This is a genomic window from Pseudomonas xanthosomatis (assembly GCF_019139835.1).
GTDB classification, from domain to species: domain Bacteria; phylum Pseudomonadota; class Gammaproteobacteria; order Pseudomonadales; family Pseudomonadaceae; genus Aquipseudomonas; species Aquipseudomonas fakonensis.
In genome coordinates this window covers 3502680-3518172 of record NZ_CP077075.1, presented here as the reverse complement: position 1 = coordinate 3518172, position 15493 = coordinate 3502680, and the positions used below count along the sequence as shown (strand labels likewise).

Below are 15493 nucleotides of genomic sequence, written 5' to 3'. Positions count from 1 at the left end.
CCAAGCCAGGTGCGCCAGGCGCAACGCTTTGGTAGATTCACGCCCTCAGGCAGCAGCACGTTGCCCTAGCATCTGACGCGGAACCGGCATGGCCAACAAACCCAGCACCCCCACGGCAAAGCCGTCCTCCCCGACCCTGATCGATGTGGCCAAGGTTGCCGGCGTTTCACCGATCACTGTGTCCCGCGCCCTGCACCGCCCCGAGGTAGTCAGCAAGGCGGCGCGCGAGAAGGTGCTGGCGGCGGTGCGCGAGGTCGGCTACGTGTCGAACATGCTGGCCGGCAGCCTTGCCAGCAACAAGAGCCGGCTGGTGGCCATCCTGCTGCCGACCATCGCCAACTCGATTTTCGCCGACACCGTGCAGGCGCTGATGGACCGCCTGACCCACGCCGGCTACCAGACCCTGCTGGGCCTGACCGGCTACTCCGCCGAGCAGGAGGAAAAACTGATCGAAGCCCTGCTCGGCCGGCGCCCCGACGGCATCGTGCTCACCGGCACCCTGCACACCGAGGCCAGCCGCCAGCGCCTGGCGCAGTCGGGCATACCGGTGGTCGAGTCCTGGGACCTCAGCGAAGACCCGCTGGACATGCTGGTGGGCTTCTCCCATGAAGCCGTCGGCGAGGCCATCGCCCGTCACCTGCTGGGCAAGGGCTACCAGCGGTTTGCCGTGGTCAGCATCGGCGACCCGCGCGGCCTGCGCCGCTGCAACAGTTTGGTGGCAGAACTGGCCCGGCACGGGCACCACGACATCCCCACGCAAATCCTCACCCCGCCAGCCACCCTCGAAGTCGGTCGCAGCGGCCTCAAGCAACTGCTCGACCAGGGCCAGCGCCCCGAGGTGGTGGTGTGCAGCTCCGACACCATCGCCCAGGGCGTACTCGCCGAAGCCGCAAGCCGCGGCCTCAAGGTGCCGCAAGACCTCGCAGTGATGGGCTTTGGCGACCTCAGCAGCGCCGCCCAGGTGCACCCGCCGCTGTCCACCGTGCGGGTGGACGGTACACGCATCGGGGAACAGATCGCCCAGGCCCTGCTCGAGCGCTTCAGCTACCCAGCCGGCAGCGCGCAGCCGGTGCGTATCGATACCGGTTTTACCCTGATTGATCGCCAAAGCACCTGAAATTTTTCATCCAGACGACGACTGCGCCCTTGAATGATTGCGCAATCATTGTAAGATCGAATGCACAGCCACCTGCTGCCTTTTGCTGATGGCTGTTTTTTTGACCCGTAAATGATTGCGCAATCATAAGGTCGGTCAAACCCAGCGGCATCCATCACAACAAGGAAAACAACAGTGATCACTCCCAACTCGGAGGCAGCCCGGACCAACGTCCGCTACCTCATCCTGGCGATGATCTTCATCGTCACCGTGTTCAACTACGTCGACCGCGCCACCCTGTCGATCGCCGCCCCCGCCATGCGCGCCGACCTTGGCTTCGACGCCGTGACCATGGGCATCGCCTTTTCCGCCTTCGGCTGGGCCTACACCAGCATGCAACTGCCGGGCGGGGTGATTCTCGACCGTTTCGGCTCGCGCCTGGTACTGGGCATGAGCCTGATCATCTGGTCGGCGTTCACCTTCCTGCAGGGCTTTGTCGACCTGTTCAGCTCGGCCTTTCTGGCGCTGTTCGTACTGCGCTTCATGATGGGCGTGGCCGAGTCGCCGGCCTTCCCGGCCAACAACCGGCTGACCGTGATGTGGTTTCCGCGCCACGAGCGCGGCCTGGCCACGGCGATTTTCCAGTCGGCCCAGTACTTCGCCCTGGCCGCCTTCACCCCGCTGATGGTGCTGCTGCTCAACAGCTTCGGCTGGCAGCACGTGTTCTTCTGGACCGGCGGCGCCGGCATCCTGATCGGCCTGCTGTGGTTTCGCTTCGTGCATGAGCCGCGCCGCGACAAGCGCGTCAACCAAGCCGAGCTCGACTACATCGAAGCCGGCGGCGGCCTGCCCGACATGGGCGAAATCAAGACCCCGTTCAGCTGGGCGCGGCTGCGCGCCATCTCGGCCAACCGCATGATGGCCGGCATCTACCTGGGGCAGTTCTGCCTGACCTCTATCACCTGGTTCTTCCTCACCTGGTTCCCCACCTATCTGATCGAGGCCAAGGGCATGACCCTGCTCAAGGTCGGCCTGGTAGCGGCCATTCCGCCGGTGGCCGGCTGCCTGGGCGGGATGATCGGCGGCGTATGGTCGGACTGGATGCTCAAAAAAGGCTTCAGCCTCACCGCCGCGCGCAAGACCCCGATCATCTGTGGCCTGCTGCTGTCCAGCAGCATCGTGGTGGCCAACTACACCCAGTCGATCGCCCTGGTGATCCTGGTGATGTCCATCGCCTTCTTCGCCAAGGGCGTCGGCAACCTTGGCTGGTGCATCGTCGGCGACGTGTCGCCCAAGCACGCCATGGGCACCAGCGGGGCGATGTTCAACTTCTGCGGCAACATCGCCAGCATCGTCACCCCGATCGCCATCGGCCTGCTGGTCAAGGGCGCATCCTTCGATGCCGCGCTGGTCTACGTTGCCGCCATGGGCCTGCTCGGCGCCTTCGCCTACCTGGTCATCGTCGGGCCGCTCAAGCGCCTGGACATCGACGACCCGCAATCCGCCAACACCTCCCCCGCCGCGGTCTCGCACCCGGCTCGCTGACTTTCACCCTCACTGTCCACAAGGAGAGCCCCATGCTCGCACAAGAACAACAACGCCCTAGCGCCGACGGCGACCGCATCACCCATGTAAAGGTGTCCTCGGTATTTTTGCCGCTGGCCAACCCCATCAGTGACGCCAAGGTGCTCACCGGGCGGCAGAAGCCGATGACCGAAATCGCCATTCTGTTCGCCGAGATCGAGACCGCAGACGGCCACCGGGGCCTGGGCTTCAGCTATTCCAAGCGCGCCGGCGGCCCGGGCCAGTTCGCCCATGCCCAGGAAATTGCCCCGGCACTGCTCGGCGAGAACCCCAGCGACATTGCCAAGCTGTGGACCAAGCTGTGCTGGGCCGGCGCCTCGGTGGGCCGCAGTGGCCTGTCGACCCAGGCCATCGGCGCCTTCGATGTGGCCCTGTGGGACCTCAAGGCCAAGCGCGCCAACCTGTCGCTGGCCCGGCTGCTCGGTGCCCAGCGCGACTCGGTGCGTTGCTACAACACCTCTGGCGGCTTCCTGCACACCCCGCTGGAGCAGTTGCTGAAAAACACCGACCTGTCCCGGGAAAAAGGCATTGGTGGCATCAAGCTGAAAGTCGGCCAGCCGGATTGCGCGGTGGATCTGCACCGTGTGAGCACCGTGCGCGAGCACCTGGGCGAGAGCTTCCCGTTGATGGTCGATGCCAACCAGCAGTGGGACCGCCCCACCGCCCAGCGCATGTGCCGGCGCTTCGAGGAATTCAACCTGGTGTGGATCGAAGAGCCGCTGGACTGTTACGACGCCGAAGGCCATGCCGCCCTGGCCCAGCAGTTCGACACCCCCATCGCCACTGGCGAGATGCTCACCAGCGTGGCCGAGCATGCCGAGTTCATCAAGCTGCGCGGCGCCGACTACCTGATGCCGGACGCGCCACGGGTTGGCGGTATTACGCCGTACCTCAAGGTGGCGGCCATGGCCGAGCAGGCCGGGGTGATGATTGCCCCGCACTTTGCCATGGAGCTGCACGTGCACCTGGCGGCCACCTACCCGACCGAGCCCTGGGTCGAGCATTTTGAATGGCTGGAGCCGCTGTTCAACGAACGCCTCGAAACTCGCGATGGGCGCATGCTGGTACCGACCCGGCCGGGGCTGGGGTTGTCGTTGAGTGAGCGGGTGTTGGGGTGGACGGCGCAGGTGGCTGAGTTCGGCAAGCGGGGGTAAGGCGGGGGGCGCTGTTGTGGCTGACAGGCGCTGCAACACTCTCGGCGAACACCTGGCAGCCATGACGCGACCACCCAAGTTGTACGACATCATTTGACGACCATCCCGGAATCCTGAATATTGGTTGCGCAACCACCCCCGGCCTCCCAAGCCCGGGGCAGCAACCCATAACAAAAACAAGGATCCCCAATGCACCCGCACTCCCCCGCTTCAGCCCGCCGCCACTTCCTCAAGCAATCCCTCACCCTTGCCGCCGCCGCTGCCAGTGCCACAGCCCTGCCGCGCCTGGCAACGGCCGGCGAGCCGATCAGCCAGCGTTACCCCGACCCGATGATCGAGGTGCTCGACGACAGCTTCACCCGCTACCGCATCTTCAACGCCGGCGTCGAACGCCTGGCCACCGGCCTGTACTGGGCAGAAGGCCCGCTGTGGGTCGGTGACGGCCGTTACCTGCTGTTCAGCGACGTGCCCAACAACCGCATCATGCGCTGGGACGAGATCAGCGACAGCCTGGGCGTGTACCGCCACAACTCCAACTACTCCAACGGCCTGGCCCGCGACCTGCAGGGCCGGCTGATCGTCTGCGAAGGCTCGACCACCAGCAGCGAGGGCCGCCGCGTCACCCGCACCGAACACGACGGCAGCATCACCGTGCTGGCCGACAACTTCGACGGCAAGCGCTTCAACTCGCCCAACGATGTGGTGGTCAAGAGCGACGGCTCGGTGTGGTTCACCGACCCGCCCTTCCAGACGGGCAACGACTACGAAGGCCACAAGCTCAAGCCCGAACTGCCCGATGCGGTGTACCGCATCGATGGCAAAAGCTTGAAAGTCACCCAGGTGATCAAGGACTTCGCCGGCCCCAACGGCCTGTGCTTCTCCCCCGACGAAAAGACCCTGTACGTGATCGAGGCACGCGCCAAGCCTAACCGTATCGTCTGGGCCTACACGGTGAATGCCGATGGCAGCCTGGGCGAACGCCGCAAGCATGTCGAAGGCACCGGCTACGGCGCGCTGGACGGCATGAAATGCGATGAAGACGGCAACCTGTGGTGCGGCTGGGGCAGCCCCGGGGTGAAGGAAGCCAACCCTGAGCAACTGGACGGCGTACGGGTATTCAACCCCCAAGGCCAGGCCATCGGCCATATCCACCTGCCGGAGCGCTGCGCCAACCTGTGCTTCGGCGGCGCCAAGGGCAACCGCCTGTTCATGGCCAGCTCGCGCTCAGTGTATGCGCTGTACGTCAACACCCGCGGCGCCAAGGTGAGCGCAGCCCAGGGCTGAAATAGTCCCCCCTCCCTGTGGGAGCGGGCTTGCCCGCGAACACCGGCATGGCCGGTGCCAGGCGATGCACTTTGCAGGCCCGGCCCTATCGCCGGCAAACCGGCTCTCATAGAACAAACTACAACTCATTGATTTAACACGGTCTCTGTGGGAAGCGGCCTTGTGTCTCGATGGGGCGCGAAGCGGCCCCAAGGCCTCGGCCTCATGCAAAATTGCCGGGGCTGCTGCGCAGCCCATCGCGACACAAGGCCGCTTCCCACAGGGGGGCGCGGTGCATCTGCGAGACTAGTTCTCTGCGCGACAGCGCAGCCCGAAGGGCTGGGTGATCTCCTGCAGGTACAGCGCAACTCACCCCATGCCCCAATTCGGTTCAATACCTGACGCCCGCTGCACAACGCGCCTTTTTGATGCACGCCCGCCAGCCTTCACCCTCTGCAATGCCTGCGCAACAACCGCTCACCCACGCGGCTTGCCGGCCTTCTCCCCCGCATTGCCGGCCTGCACGGCGTTTCCGGCACTTTCATTGCAACGCTCCCTTCACACCCCACCGCCAGTCGACTGCAACCGAGGCCCCCAGACCCAGCGCCCACTGACCCCAGCAAGGCCGCACCCTGAAAAACGCAGATGAACCGCAATGAAGCTGCCGGTAACGGTGGCAAGGAGTGGGAATGTCCCGGGCTTTTTTCAATGAGATGTACGAGGCCAACGGAAGTTGCCGCCCGCATTACCAGGAGTTCGCCCGCTGGCTGGCGAACACCCCGCTGGAGCTGCTGGAACAGCGTCGGCGCGAGGCCGACCTGTTGTTCCACCGTGCCGGCATCACCTTCACCCTGTACGGCGACCAGCAGGACACCGAACGCCTGATTCCCTTCGACATCATTCCGCGCAGCATCCGCGCCAGCGAATGGCGCACGGTCGAGCGCGGCTGCATCCAGCGGGTGCAGGCACTGAACCTGTTCCTTGAGGACATCTACCACGACCAGCGCATCCTCAAGGCCGGGATCATCCCGCCGGAACAGGTGCTGGCCAACGAGGGCTACCAGATCGCCATGCAGGGCCTGGACCTGCACCGCAACCTGTACGCCCATATTGCCGGGGTCGACCTGGTGCGTGACGGCGACGGCAGCTACTTCGTGCTCGAGGACAACCTGCGTACCCCCAGCGGGGTGAGCTACATGCTCGAAGACCGCAAGATGATGATGCGCCTGTTCCCCGAGCTGTTTGCCGCCCAGCGCATCGCGCCCATCGACCACTACCCCAACCTGCTGCTGGACACCCTCAAGAGCGCCAGCCCGCTGGACAACCCCACCGCCGTGCTGCTGACCCCCGGGCGGTTCAACAGTGCCTATTTCGAACACGCCTTCCTGGCCCGGGAAATGGGCATCGAGCTGGTCGAGGGCGCCGACCTGTTCGTGCGCGACGAGCATCTGTACATGCGCACCACCGCCGGCCCGCAGCAGGTGGACGTGATCTACCGCCGGCTGGACGACGACTACCTCGACCCGCTGTCGTTCAACCCCGACTCGATGCTTGGCGTGCCCGGGCTGATCTCGGTATACCGCGCCGGCAACGTGGTGCTGGCCAACGCGGTGGGTACCGGCGTTGCCGACGACAAGTCGATCTACCCCTATGTCGACGAGATGATCCGCTTTTACCTGGGCGAGGCGCCGATCCTCAACAACGTGCCCACCTGGCAGTGCCGCAAGCCGGCCGAGCTGTCCCACGTGCTGGCCCACCTGCCTGAGCTGGTGGTCAAGGAAACCCAGGGATCCGGCGGTTACGGCATGCTGGTCGGGCCGGCCTCGACCCAGGCCCAGATCGAAGACTTTCGCGCACGCATCAAGGCCCGCCCGCACGCCTACATCGCCCAGCCCACCCTGTGCCTGTCGACCTGCCCGACCTTTGTCGACAACGGCATCGCGCCGCGTCACATCGACCTGCGCCCGTTCGTGCTGTCTGGCAGCGAAACCCGCCTGGTGCCCGGCGGCCTGACCCGCGTGGCGCTGAAGGAAGGCTCGCTGGTGGTCAACTCGTCCCAGGGCGGCGGCACCAAGGATACCTGGGTGGTGGAGGACTGAACCCATGCTTTCGACGACTGCTTCCAACCTGTACTGGATGTCCCGCTACCTGGAGCGCGCCGAGAACCTCGCGCGCATGCTCGAGGTCAGCTACTCGCTGTCGCTGATGCCCCAGGCCGGGCGCAGCGAAGGCCATGCCGAGCTGGCCATGGCGCTGCTGGCCTCCGGCACCCTGGACGACTACCGCCAGCGCCACACCGAGCTCGACAGCGAGCGCATGCTGCACTTCTTCGCCCTCGATGCCAGCAACCCCAGCAGCATCTATTGCTGCCTGCAGGCGGCCAGGACCAACGCCCACGCCGTGCGCGGGCGGATCACCGCCGACATGTGGGAGAACATCAACGCCACCTGGATCGAGATGCGCAACATCGCCGGCAACGGCCTGGGCCGCTACGGCATCAGCCAGTTCTGCGAGTGGGTCAAGGAGCGCTCGCACCTGTTCCGCGGCGCCACCTCCGGCACCATCATGCGTAACGATGCCTACAGTTTCATTCGCCTGGGTACCTTCCTGGAACGCGCCGACAACACCTTGCGCCTGCTCGATGCACGCTACGAAATGTTCGGCGAGGCCTCCGAAGAGGTCAGCGACGACTCAGCCCGCGGCTACTACCAATGGAGCGCCCTGCTGCGTGCACTGACCGCCTACGAGGCCTTCAACGAAATCTACCGCGCCGCGCCCAGTGCCCGCCCGGTGTCCGAACTGTTGCTGCTGCGGGTCGACGTACCGCGCTCGCTGCATGCCTGCATCGAGGAACTCGACCAGATACTCGCCAGCCTGCCCGGCAGCAGCGGGCGCGCTGCCCAACGCATGGCAGCCGAACTCAACGCCCGGCTGCGCTATACCGCCATCGACGAAATCCTCGAAGCCGGCCTGCACCCGTGGCTCACCGACTTCATCGGCCGCATCAACCAGCTCGGCCAGGCCGTGCACCACTCCTACCTGGAGGTCGTATGAAACTGTCAATCCGCCACGACACCACCTACAGCTACGCAAGCGATGTGTGCAACAGCATCCAGTTCCTGCGCCTGACCCCGCGCAGCAGCCAGCGCCAGCGCATCGATGCCTGGCAACTGGAGCTGCCGTGCAAGGTCAAGGCGCAGATCGACCCTTACGGCAACATCCTGCATGTGCTGACCCTGGACAAACCCCACGGCCACCTGGCGCTCACCGCCAGCGGCCAGGTAGAGATCGACCCGGACTGCGAGCACGAAGCCGAAAGCCAGTCACCGCTGCCGTTCCTGCGCAGCAGCCAGCTGACCCAGGCCGATGACGCGCTGCGCGCCTTTGCCGCCCGCCACTGCGGCGAGCACCGCGACCGGGCAGCGCTGATCGGGTTGATGCAAGGCCTGGCCGAGCACATGCCCTACAGCCCGGGGGCGACCTCGGTGGGCACCACCGCCAGCGAGGCGTTCAGCGGTGCGGCCGGCGTATGCCAGGACCACACCCACGCGTTTCTCGCCTGCGCCCGCAGCCTGGGGGTGCCGGCACGTTATGTATCCGGCTACCTGTGCACCGAGGACGAGCAGCACCTGGCCAGCCACGCCTGGGCCGAAGCCTGGGTCGACCAGGCCTGGTACAGCTTCGACATCACCAACCGCCTGACCCGGCCAGAGCGCCACCTCAAGCTTGCCATCGGCCTGGACTACCTCGACGCCTGCCCGGTGCGGGGCGTACGCCGCGGTGGCGGCACCGAGTCGATGCAGGCCAGTGTCCACGTGCATCGCCAGTAAGCGCCAGCCTGCCCCGGCGCGCTCGTGCGCCGGGGCCATTCCACAACGCAAACAAGGGAAACAGCATGACCTACTGTGTCGCCATGCACCTGGCGGACGGGCTTGTCTTCATCAGTGACTCACGCACCAATGCCGGCATCGACCAGATCTCCACTTTCGCCAAGCTGTTCGTGTTCAGCGTGCCGGGCGAACGCCTGCTGGTGCTGCAGACCGCCGGCAACCTGGCCACCTCGCAGTCGGTGGTGAACCTGCTGCGCCAGCGCACTCAAGGTGACGGGCCGCACCTGCTCAATGTCGCCACGCTCTACGATGCCACGGTGCTGGTCGCCGCCACCCTGCGCGAGGTGGTCGCCCGCGATCGCAGCAAGCTCACCGCCGGCATCGACCTCAGTTGCTCGTTCATCGTCGGCGGCCAGGTGGCCGGCGAGCCCATGGGCATCTACAACGTCTATGCACAGGGCAACTTCTTCCAGGCCACCCCCGACACCCCGTTCCTGCAACTGGGCGAAAGCAAATACGGCCGGCCGATCCTCGACCGCAACCTGGCCTACCACACACCCCTCGACCAAGCGCTGCGCTGCGGGCTGATTTCGTTCGACTCGACCATTCGCAGCAACCTGTCGGTGGGCATGCCGCTGGATTTGCTGGTGTACCGCAAGGACAGCCTCGAAGCCCCGGCGCGCCAGCGCATCAACCAGGACGATGCCTACTACCAGCAGATCCGCCGGCAGTGGAGTGACGGCTTGAAGATACTGCTGGCCGAACTGCCGGCGCCACCCTACTGCTGAAGGCCGCCGCAGCCACCCGGGGTACAACTGTACCGGCAGTTTCTGTACAATCGCCGCCGGGTGCTAGCTGCAAGGTGCAGTGAAGCAGGTTAAATATCAGCGCAGGTCGGGCCGCCTAGCGGGAGTACTTGCGCCTATGCAAAAACCACACTTGCCTCGCGCCCAACAGCTGGCCCAGCGCGCCTTCGCCAGCCTCGAGCGCTTCGTGCACATCGAGGCGGTCAGCGGTGTCGTGCTGCTGGTCGCGGCCATCGCCGCACTGATCTGGGCCAACTCCTCGGCCGCCGAACACTACGAAGCCCTGTGGCACACCCCGATCACCCTGGGTGTGGGTTCGCTGGTATATGCACAATCCCTGCACTTCTGGATCAACGATGGCCTGATGACCATCTTCTTCCTGGTGGTGGGCATGGAAATCCGCCGCGAAATTCATGAAGGCGCCCTGGCCAGCCTGCGCCAGGCCACCCTGCCCATGGCCGCAGCCATCGGTGGCGTGGCAGTGCCGGCGCTGGTCTACCTGATCTTCAACCACGCACCGCCAGAAGAGCGCGGCTGGGCCGTGCCCACCGCCACCGACATCGCCTTCGCGGTCGGCGTGCTGGCCCTGCTGGGCAAGTCGATCCCGTCCAACGTGCGGGTGTTCCTGCTGGCCCTGGCGATCATCGACGACATCATCGCGGTGCTGATCATCGCGTTCTTCTATTCCGGCGGCCTGGACTACAGCGGTTTCGGCGTTGCCGCCATCGGCCTGCTGATGGTGGTCGGGCTGCAGAAAATCGGTATCGGCTCGGCCTACGCCTACATCATCCCCGGCGCCATCACCTGGCTTGGGGTGTTGATGACCGGCGCCCACCCGACGCTGGCTGGCGTGGTGCTGGGCTTGATGACCCCGGTAACCGCCATGCCCATGCGCGAGCGCCCACTGGAGGCGATCGGCCGCTTCACCGACGAACTGCTGGGCCGGGCCAAAGCCGATCGCGATGCCAGCGAGCTGCTCGACCCGCTCAAGCGCCTGCGCCTGGCCCAGCGTGAACTGCTGCCACCGGTGGTGCGCATGCAAGGCACCCTGCACCCGTGGGTAGCCTTTGGCATCATGCCGCTGTTCGCCCTGGCCAACGCCGGCGTGAGCCTGTCGGGGGTCGATCTGGGCAGCGGCGCGCCGCAGTGGGTCATGCTCGCAGTCATGCTGGCACTGGTGGTGGGCAAGCCCCTGGGCATCTTCAGCGTCAGCTGGCTGATGGTGCGCCTGGGCTGGTGCACGCTGCCTGCCGGGGTCAACTGGCGCGGCATTCTGCTGATCGGGCTGCTGGCCGGTATCGGCTTCACCATGTCGATCTTCATCGCCAACCTGGCCTTCACCGACGCTGCAGCATTGGGCGCAGCCAAACTCGGCGTGCTGTGCGCCTCGGTGGTTGCCGCCAGCCTTGGCCTGGCTTGGGGCGCCTGGTGCATTCGCCGGGGGAGCATCGGCAGCAGCGACCGCCAGGCGGGCTGAATAGCAAAGGTCTTGTACTGACCGTACTGGCCTCATCGCCGGCAAGCCGGCTCTCATAGAACTACACATAAATCATTGATTTAGCAGGGAAATGTAGGAGGGGGCTTGCCCGCGAACACAGGCGACGCGGTGTATGGCACCGGCTTCGCCGGTGTTCGCGGGCAAGCCCGCTCCCACAGGGTCCACGGCGGGCTCGTGCCCAGTGCTCTGCGCGACAGCGCAGCCCGAAGGGCTGGGTGATCTCCTACGGGGGTAACGCAACCTTGTAGGAGCCGGCTTGCCGGCGGTGAGGCCGGTACAGCCCCCACCACGCCCCCGCTCCCGCGCTCCAAACGTACAACCGCTCTGCCACCAGCCTTTCATCGATCCCACTGATGATTACTATCAAGCCGCTCGCTTATCGGGCCGGCCCGACCCGCTTTTATAATCGCCTTCAATTTTCCCCTACCCTTCGCCTGCCCCAGGCGCCATCCCCTTTGGAACCCACTCCATGCCAAACCCCAACCAGCCCGCCCAGGGCGTCCCCGAACACAACCAGCAAAGCGTCCTCCAGCAATGGTTGGCGATCCTCTCGGTCGCGGTGGGCGCCTTCGCCCTGGTGACCAGCGAATTCCTCCCGGTGGGCGTGCTCAATGACGTCGCCAGCGACCTGGGCATCAGCGCCGGCCACGCCGGGCTGATGGTCACCCTGCCCGGCATCATGGCCGCCCTCGCCGCGCCGTTGCTGTCGGTGGGCATCGGTGCAATGGACCGGCGCTACCTGCTGATCGGCCTGACCCTGATCATGATCGCCGCCAACGCCGTGGTGGCCTACGCCACCGACTTCGGCCTGCTGCTGTTCGGCCGCGTGCTGCTAGGGGTGAGCATCGGCGGCTTCTGGGCCACCGCCATCGCCTTGAGTGGCCGGCTGGCGCCCAAGGGCGTGGGCGTGGCCCAGGCCACTTCGATCATCATGGTCGGCGTGACCCTGGCCACAGTGCTTGGTGTGCCGGTCGGCACCTGGCTGAGCGGCCTGATGGGCTGGCGCATGACCTTTTTGGTCACCGCCCTGCTGGGCGTGCCGGTGTTGCTGGCGCAAGTGCTGTTGCTGCCAAGACTGAACCCGGACAAGGCCATTCGCATCAGCGACCTGCCGGCGCTGTTCATCAACCCGCAGGCGCGGGTCGGCCTGGTTGCCGTGCTGCTGATCGGCCTTGCGCACTTTGCCGCTTACACCTATGTGGCGCCGTTCTTCAAGCAAAGCGCCGGCTTCGATGGCCCGACCATCGGCTCGCTGTTGCTGCTGTACGGGGTGGCCGGGGTGCTGGGTAACGTGTTCGCGGGCTTTGCCGCCAACCAGAGCGTGCGTTACACCTTGCTGCTGGTGGCGCTGATGATTGCCATCAGCACCGCGCTGTTCCCTTACTTCGCCACCCACCTGACCGGCGCTGCGATGCTGATCGCCCTGTGGGGCTTCGCCTTCGGCGCCTTCCCGGCTTGCGCCAGCATCTGGATGTTCGTGGTGGCGCCCAAGGACGTGGAACGCGGCATGCCACTGTTCGTGGCGATGTTCCAGGTGATCATCGCCCTGGGCTCGTTCTTCGGCGGGCGCATCGTCGACCAGATGGGCAGCGCCGTGCTGCTGAGCCTGGCCACGGCGCTGGTAGGTTGCGGCTTCGTCACCGTGCTGGTGCTGGGGCGCAGCGTCAGCAATCGCCTGGCGGCGAGTGCGGCATAGCCCCCTTACCGTGGCCCTTGTAGGAGCGGCCTTGTGCCGCGAAAGGGCCGCATAGCGGCCCCGGCGATTTCGGCATTAGCGCTGCAATCCTGGGGCTGCTACGCAGCCCTTTCGCGGCACGAGGCCGCTCCTACAGGGGCCGTGTAAAAAGGGCCGTGCAAGCTCAATGCCCCTCGAACACCGGGTAGGACGCCTTCTCGATCGCGGCCATCGCCTCGGCCTCGGTCATCACCCCCGACTCGGCCATGATCGCCAGCAGCGAACGGCCTTCGTTCACCGACTGGCGCGCCAGCTTGCTCACCTGGGCATAGCCCAGGCGCGGCACCAGCGCAGTGGCCACGGCCATGGAGTCGGTCAGGTGCGCCAGGTTGCGCGCCTCATCCGCCTGGATGCCGGCCACGCATTTCTCACGGAACCGCTGAATGCCCTGAGTCAGCAAGGTGATGCTGTCGAACACCCGCGAGGCCACCACCGGCTCGAAGTGATTGATCTCAAGCTCGCCGTACTGCACTGCCTGGGCCACCGCCACATCGTTGCCGATCACCGCGAAACTCAGCTGGATCATCGCCATCGGCAGCACCGGGTTGACCTTGCCGGGCATGATCGACGAGCCGGCCTGGGCCTCGGGCAGCTTGATCTCGCCCAAACCCGCCACCGGGCCTGAAGACAGCTTGGTCAGGTCGGCGGCAATCTTGGCCAGCGACGCCGAGCAGGCGCGCAGCTCACCGGAAACCCGGGCGAACACGTCCATGTTCTGCATGGCATCGAACGGGTTGGCCGGGGCCAGGTAGTCCACCTGGGTGATACGGCCCAGGTGCTGGTACACCGCCGCTCGGTAAGCGGCCGGGGCGCCGAAGCCGGTGCCGATGGCGGTACCGCCCAGCGGCAAGGTGCGCAGCTTGTCGCGCACCGCCACCAGCTCGTCGGCCAGGCGCACGGTCAGCGAGGCATAGCCCGAGAACAGCTGCCCCAGGCGCATCGGCTGGGCATCCTGCAGGCAGGTGCGGCCCAGGTGCAGCACATCGGCAAACTGCACTGCCTTGGCCTGGAACACCTCGGCCAGCAGGCGCACCTGCTCGATCAGCCCGGCCAGCATGGCGTGGGTGGCGATTTTCAGCGCCGCCGGGTACACGTCGTTGGTCGACTGCGAAATGTTCACATGGTCGTTGGGGTGCACCACCGCGTAGCTGCCAGCGGCATGGCCGAGCAACTGCTGGGCGCGGTTAGCGATCACTTCATTGAAGTTCATGTTGGTCGAGGTGCCGCCGGAGCCTTCCAGCAGGTCGACAATCAACGAGTCATCGCATTCGCCCGCCATCAACGACTGGCAGGCCAGGGCAATGGCCTCGGCCTGGGCGCCCTGCAGCACCCCGCAGTCAAGGTTGGCCAGCGCTGCGGCCCACTTGCACTGGGCGAAGGCATCGCGAAACGCCGGGTAATGGGCCACGCTCAGCGGCGAGATGCTCAGGTTGTCGAAGCCGCGCACGCTGTTGACCCCGTACAGCTTGCCAGCCGGGATCTGCACATCGCCCACGTAGTCTTGCTCGACGCGCACGTCGACACGGTCAAAAGTACTCACGGGTATTTCCCTCATCGAAATTCACTAGAGCCTCGACCCCCTTGCCCAGCGCCTTCAGGCGCGGCAGGAAGGAATCGAGGATGACGGCACGCGCCGACTCGCAGGCATCTGCAAAGAAGGCGCTGTATTCGTTGCGCCGGGCCACCAGGTACAGCGAGCGTTCCAGGCTCAGCTCAGGGGCCAGGTGGGCGGTGACGTTGTCGACCCAGGGCAAGGCCTGGAGAAAACACATCGGGCTGGTCACCGCCCAGCCGATGCCCTCGGCGACCATGGCGGTCAGGGCATCGGCGTTGTCCAGCTCCAGGCGGTTGGGCACGCGCACGTTGAGGCCACGCAAATGGCGCTCGATCTGCAGGCCCACCTGCGAGGTACGGTTGAAGCGCACCACCGGCAGCACGTTGGCCAGGGCGCGGATGTCGTCGAGGCTGGCCAAGGTCTTGCCCAGGGCCTTGGGGGTGATCACCAAATAGCGCTCGGTGAACAGCCGGTAGCGGATCATGTCGTTGGCATCCACCAGCGGGTCGCTGGTAACGATCAGGTCCAGGTCGCGGCGCAACAGCGATTCGCCCTGCTGCGGGCTCAGGCCGGTGCGCACCGACAGCTGCGCCACCTGCCCCAGCAGTTGCCGGGTCAGCGCCGAGCCGCAGGTGGCGGCGAACGAGTCCACCAGGCCCAGGCGCAGGTCGGGCTTGACCCCGCGCCCGGCATCCAGCACCTGGGCCTTGAGGTTGAACAACTCCTCGCTGAGCAGCGCGCCGCGGTTGCGCAGGGCCAGGCCGAACGGCGTCAGCGTCAGCGGCCGGGTGGTGCGGTCCACCAGCACCACCCCCAGTTCGTCCTCCAGCTGGCGCACCAGCTGCGACACCCCGGACTGCGAGATGCCCATGCGGTTGGCCGCACCCGACATGCTGCCCTCCTCGGCCACGGCGATGAACACCTGTACCGCGTGCATGTCGATCAATCGGTGGTTGGGCATGGGCGTGCTCT

Annotated in this window: 12 protein-coding genes; 10 read left to right on the top strand and 2 right to left on the bottom strand. The window is 65.9% G+C overall.

Annotated features, from left to right (window positions below; all coding sequences use genetic code 11):
• Positions 1-88: 88 nt before the first annotated feature.
• The 10 genes from KSS93_RS15780 to KSS93_RS15735 all read left to right on the top strand — a co-directional run bounded on the left by KSS93_RS15780 (position 89) and on the right by KSS93_RS15735 (position 12927).
• Positions 89-1117, top strand: coding sequence for a LacI family DNA-binding transcriptional regulator (locus KSS93_RS15780; protein WP_217884920.1), 1029 nt, complete (start codon positions 89-91; stop codon positions 1115-1117).
• Between the two features lie 174 nt (positions 1118-1291).
• Positions 1292-2641 (top strand): MFS transporter, encoded by a 1350-nt coding sequence (locus KSS93_RS15775; protein ID WP_217884919.1) that lies wholly within the window; start codon positions 1292-1294, stop codon positions 2639-2641.
• Between the two features lie 32 nt (positions 2642-2673).
• Entirely contained in the window at positions 2674-3834 is a 1161-nt protein-coding gene (locus tag KSS93_RS15770; RefSeq protein ID WP_217884918.1) for an L-talarate/galactarate dehydratase, read from the top strand.
• Between the two features lie 189 nt (positions 3835-4023).
• Positions 4024-5118 carry an SMP-30/gluconolactonase/LRE family protein gene (locus KSS93_RS15765; protein WP_217884917.1) on the top strand — a complete coding sequence of 365 codons (1095 nt, stop codon included), beginning with the start codon at positions 4024-4026 and terminating at the stop codon, positions 5116-5118.
• A 668-nt stretch (positions 5119-5786) separates the two neighbouring features.
• Positions 5787-7196, top strand: coding sequence for a circularly permuted type 2 ATP-grasp protein (locus KSS93_RS15760; RefSeq protein WP_217884916.1), 1410 nt, complete (start codon positions 5787-5789; stop codon positions 7194-7196).
• A 4-nt stretch (positions 7197-7200) separates the two neighbouring features.
• Complete coding sequence (locus tag KSS93_RS15755) at positions 7201-8151, top strand: alpha-E domain-containing protein (protein ID WP_217884915.1); 951 nt, start codon at positions 7201-7203, stop codon at positions 8149-8151.
• Positions 8148-8927, top strand: coding sequence for a transglutaminase family protein (locus KSS93_RS15750; RefSeq protein WP_217884914.1), 780 nt, complete (start codon positions 8148-8150; stop codon positions 8925-8927). Before KSS93_RS15755 ends, KSS93_RS15750 begins: the two co-directional genes overlap by 4 nt.
• A 65-nt stretch (positions 8928-8992) precedes the next feature.
• On the top strand, positions 8993-9715 hold the full coding sequence (locus tag KSS93_RS15745) for a proteasome-type protease (RefSeq protein ID WP_217884913.1): 723 nt from the start codon (positions 8993-8995) through the stop codon (positions 9713-9715).
• A 136-nt stretch (positions 9716-9851) separates the two neighbouring features.
• Positions 9852-11210 (top strand): Na+/H+ antiporter NhaA, encoded by a 1359-nt coding sequence (gene nhaA / locus KSS93_RS15740; protein WP_217884912.1) that lies wholly within the window; start codon positions 9852-9854, stop codon positions 11208-11210.
• 490 nt (positions 11211-11700) lie between these two features.
• Positions 11701-12927, top strand: coding sequence for an MFS transporter (locus KSS93_RS15735; protein ID WP_217884911.1), 1227 nt, complete (start codon positions 11701-11703; stop codon positions 12925-12927).
• 163 nt (positions 12928-13090) lie between these two features.
• Here KSS93_RS15735 and KSS93_RS15730 read toward each other — a convergent pair whose 3' ends face one another.
• Positions 13091-14506 carry an aspartate ammonia-lyase gene (locus KSS93_RS15730; RefSeq protein ID WP_217884910.1) on the bottom strand — a complete coding sequence of 472 codons (1416 nt, stop codon included), beginning with the start codon at positions 14504-14506 and terminating at the stop codon, positions 13091-13093.
• Positions 14493-15482 (bottom strand): LysR family transcriptional regulator, encoded by a 990-nt coding sequence (locus tag KSS93_RS15725; protein WP_217884909.1) that lies wholly within the window; start codon positions 15480-15482, stop codon positions 14493-14495. Before KSS93_RS15725 ends, KSS93_RS15730 begins: the two co-directional genes overlap by 14 nt.
• Between the last annotated feature and the right edge of the window lie 11 nt (positions 15483-15493).

Bases quoted from the DNA above. Each gene is read 5' to 3' on its own strand.
- KSS93_RS15755 (WP_217884915.1), top strand. From the start codon at position 7,201: ATGCTTTCGACGACTGCTTCCAACCTGTACTGGATGTCCCGCTACCTG.
- KSS93_RS15725 (WP_217884909.1), bottom strand. From the start codon at position 15,482: ATGCCCAACCACCGATTGATCGACATGCACGCGGTACAGGTGTTCATC.
- KSS93_RS15735 (WP_217884911.1), top strand. From the start codon at position 11,701: ATGCCAAACCCCAACCAGCCCGCCCAGGGCGTCCCCGAACACAACCAG.
- KSS93_RS15750 (WP_217884914.1), top strand. From the start codon at position 8,148: ATGAAACTGTCAATCCGCCACGACACCACCTACAGCTACGCAAGCGAT.
- nhaA (WP_217884912.1), top strand. From the start codon at position 9,852: ATGCAAAAACCACACTTGCCTCGCGCCCAACAGCTGGCCCAGCGCGCC.
- KSS93_RS15765 (WP_217884917.1), top strand. From the start codon at position 4,024: ATGCACCCGCACTCCCCCGCTTCAGCCCGCCGCCACTTCCTCAAGCAA.
- KSS93_RS15780 (WP_217884920.1), top strand. From the start codon at position 89: ATGGCCAACAAACCCAGCACCCCCACGGCAAAGCCGTCCTCCCCGACC.
- KSS93_RS15760 (WP_217884916.1), top strand. From the start codon at position 5,787: ATGTCCCGGGCTTTTTTCAATGAGATGTACGAGGCCAACGGAAGTTGC.
- KSS93_RS15745 (WP_217884913.1), top strand. From the start codon at position 8,993: ATGACCTACTGTGTCGCCATGCACCTGGCGGACGGGCTTGTCTTCATC.
- KSS93_RS15770 (WP_217884918.1), top strand. From the start codon at position 2,674: ATGCTCGCACAAGAACAACAACGCCCTAGCGCCGACGGCGACCGCATC.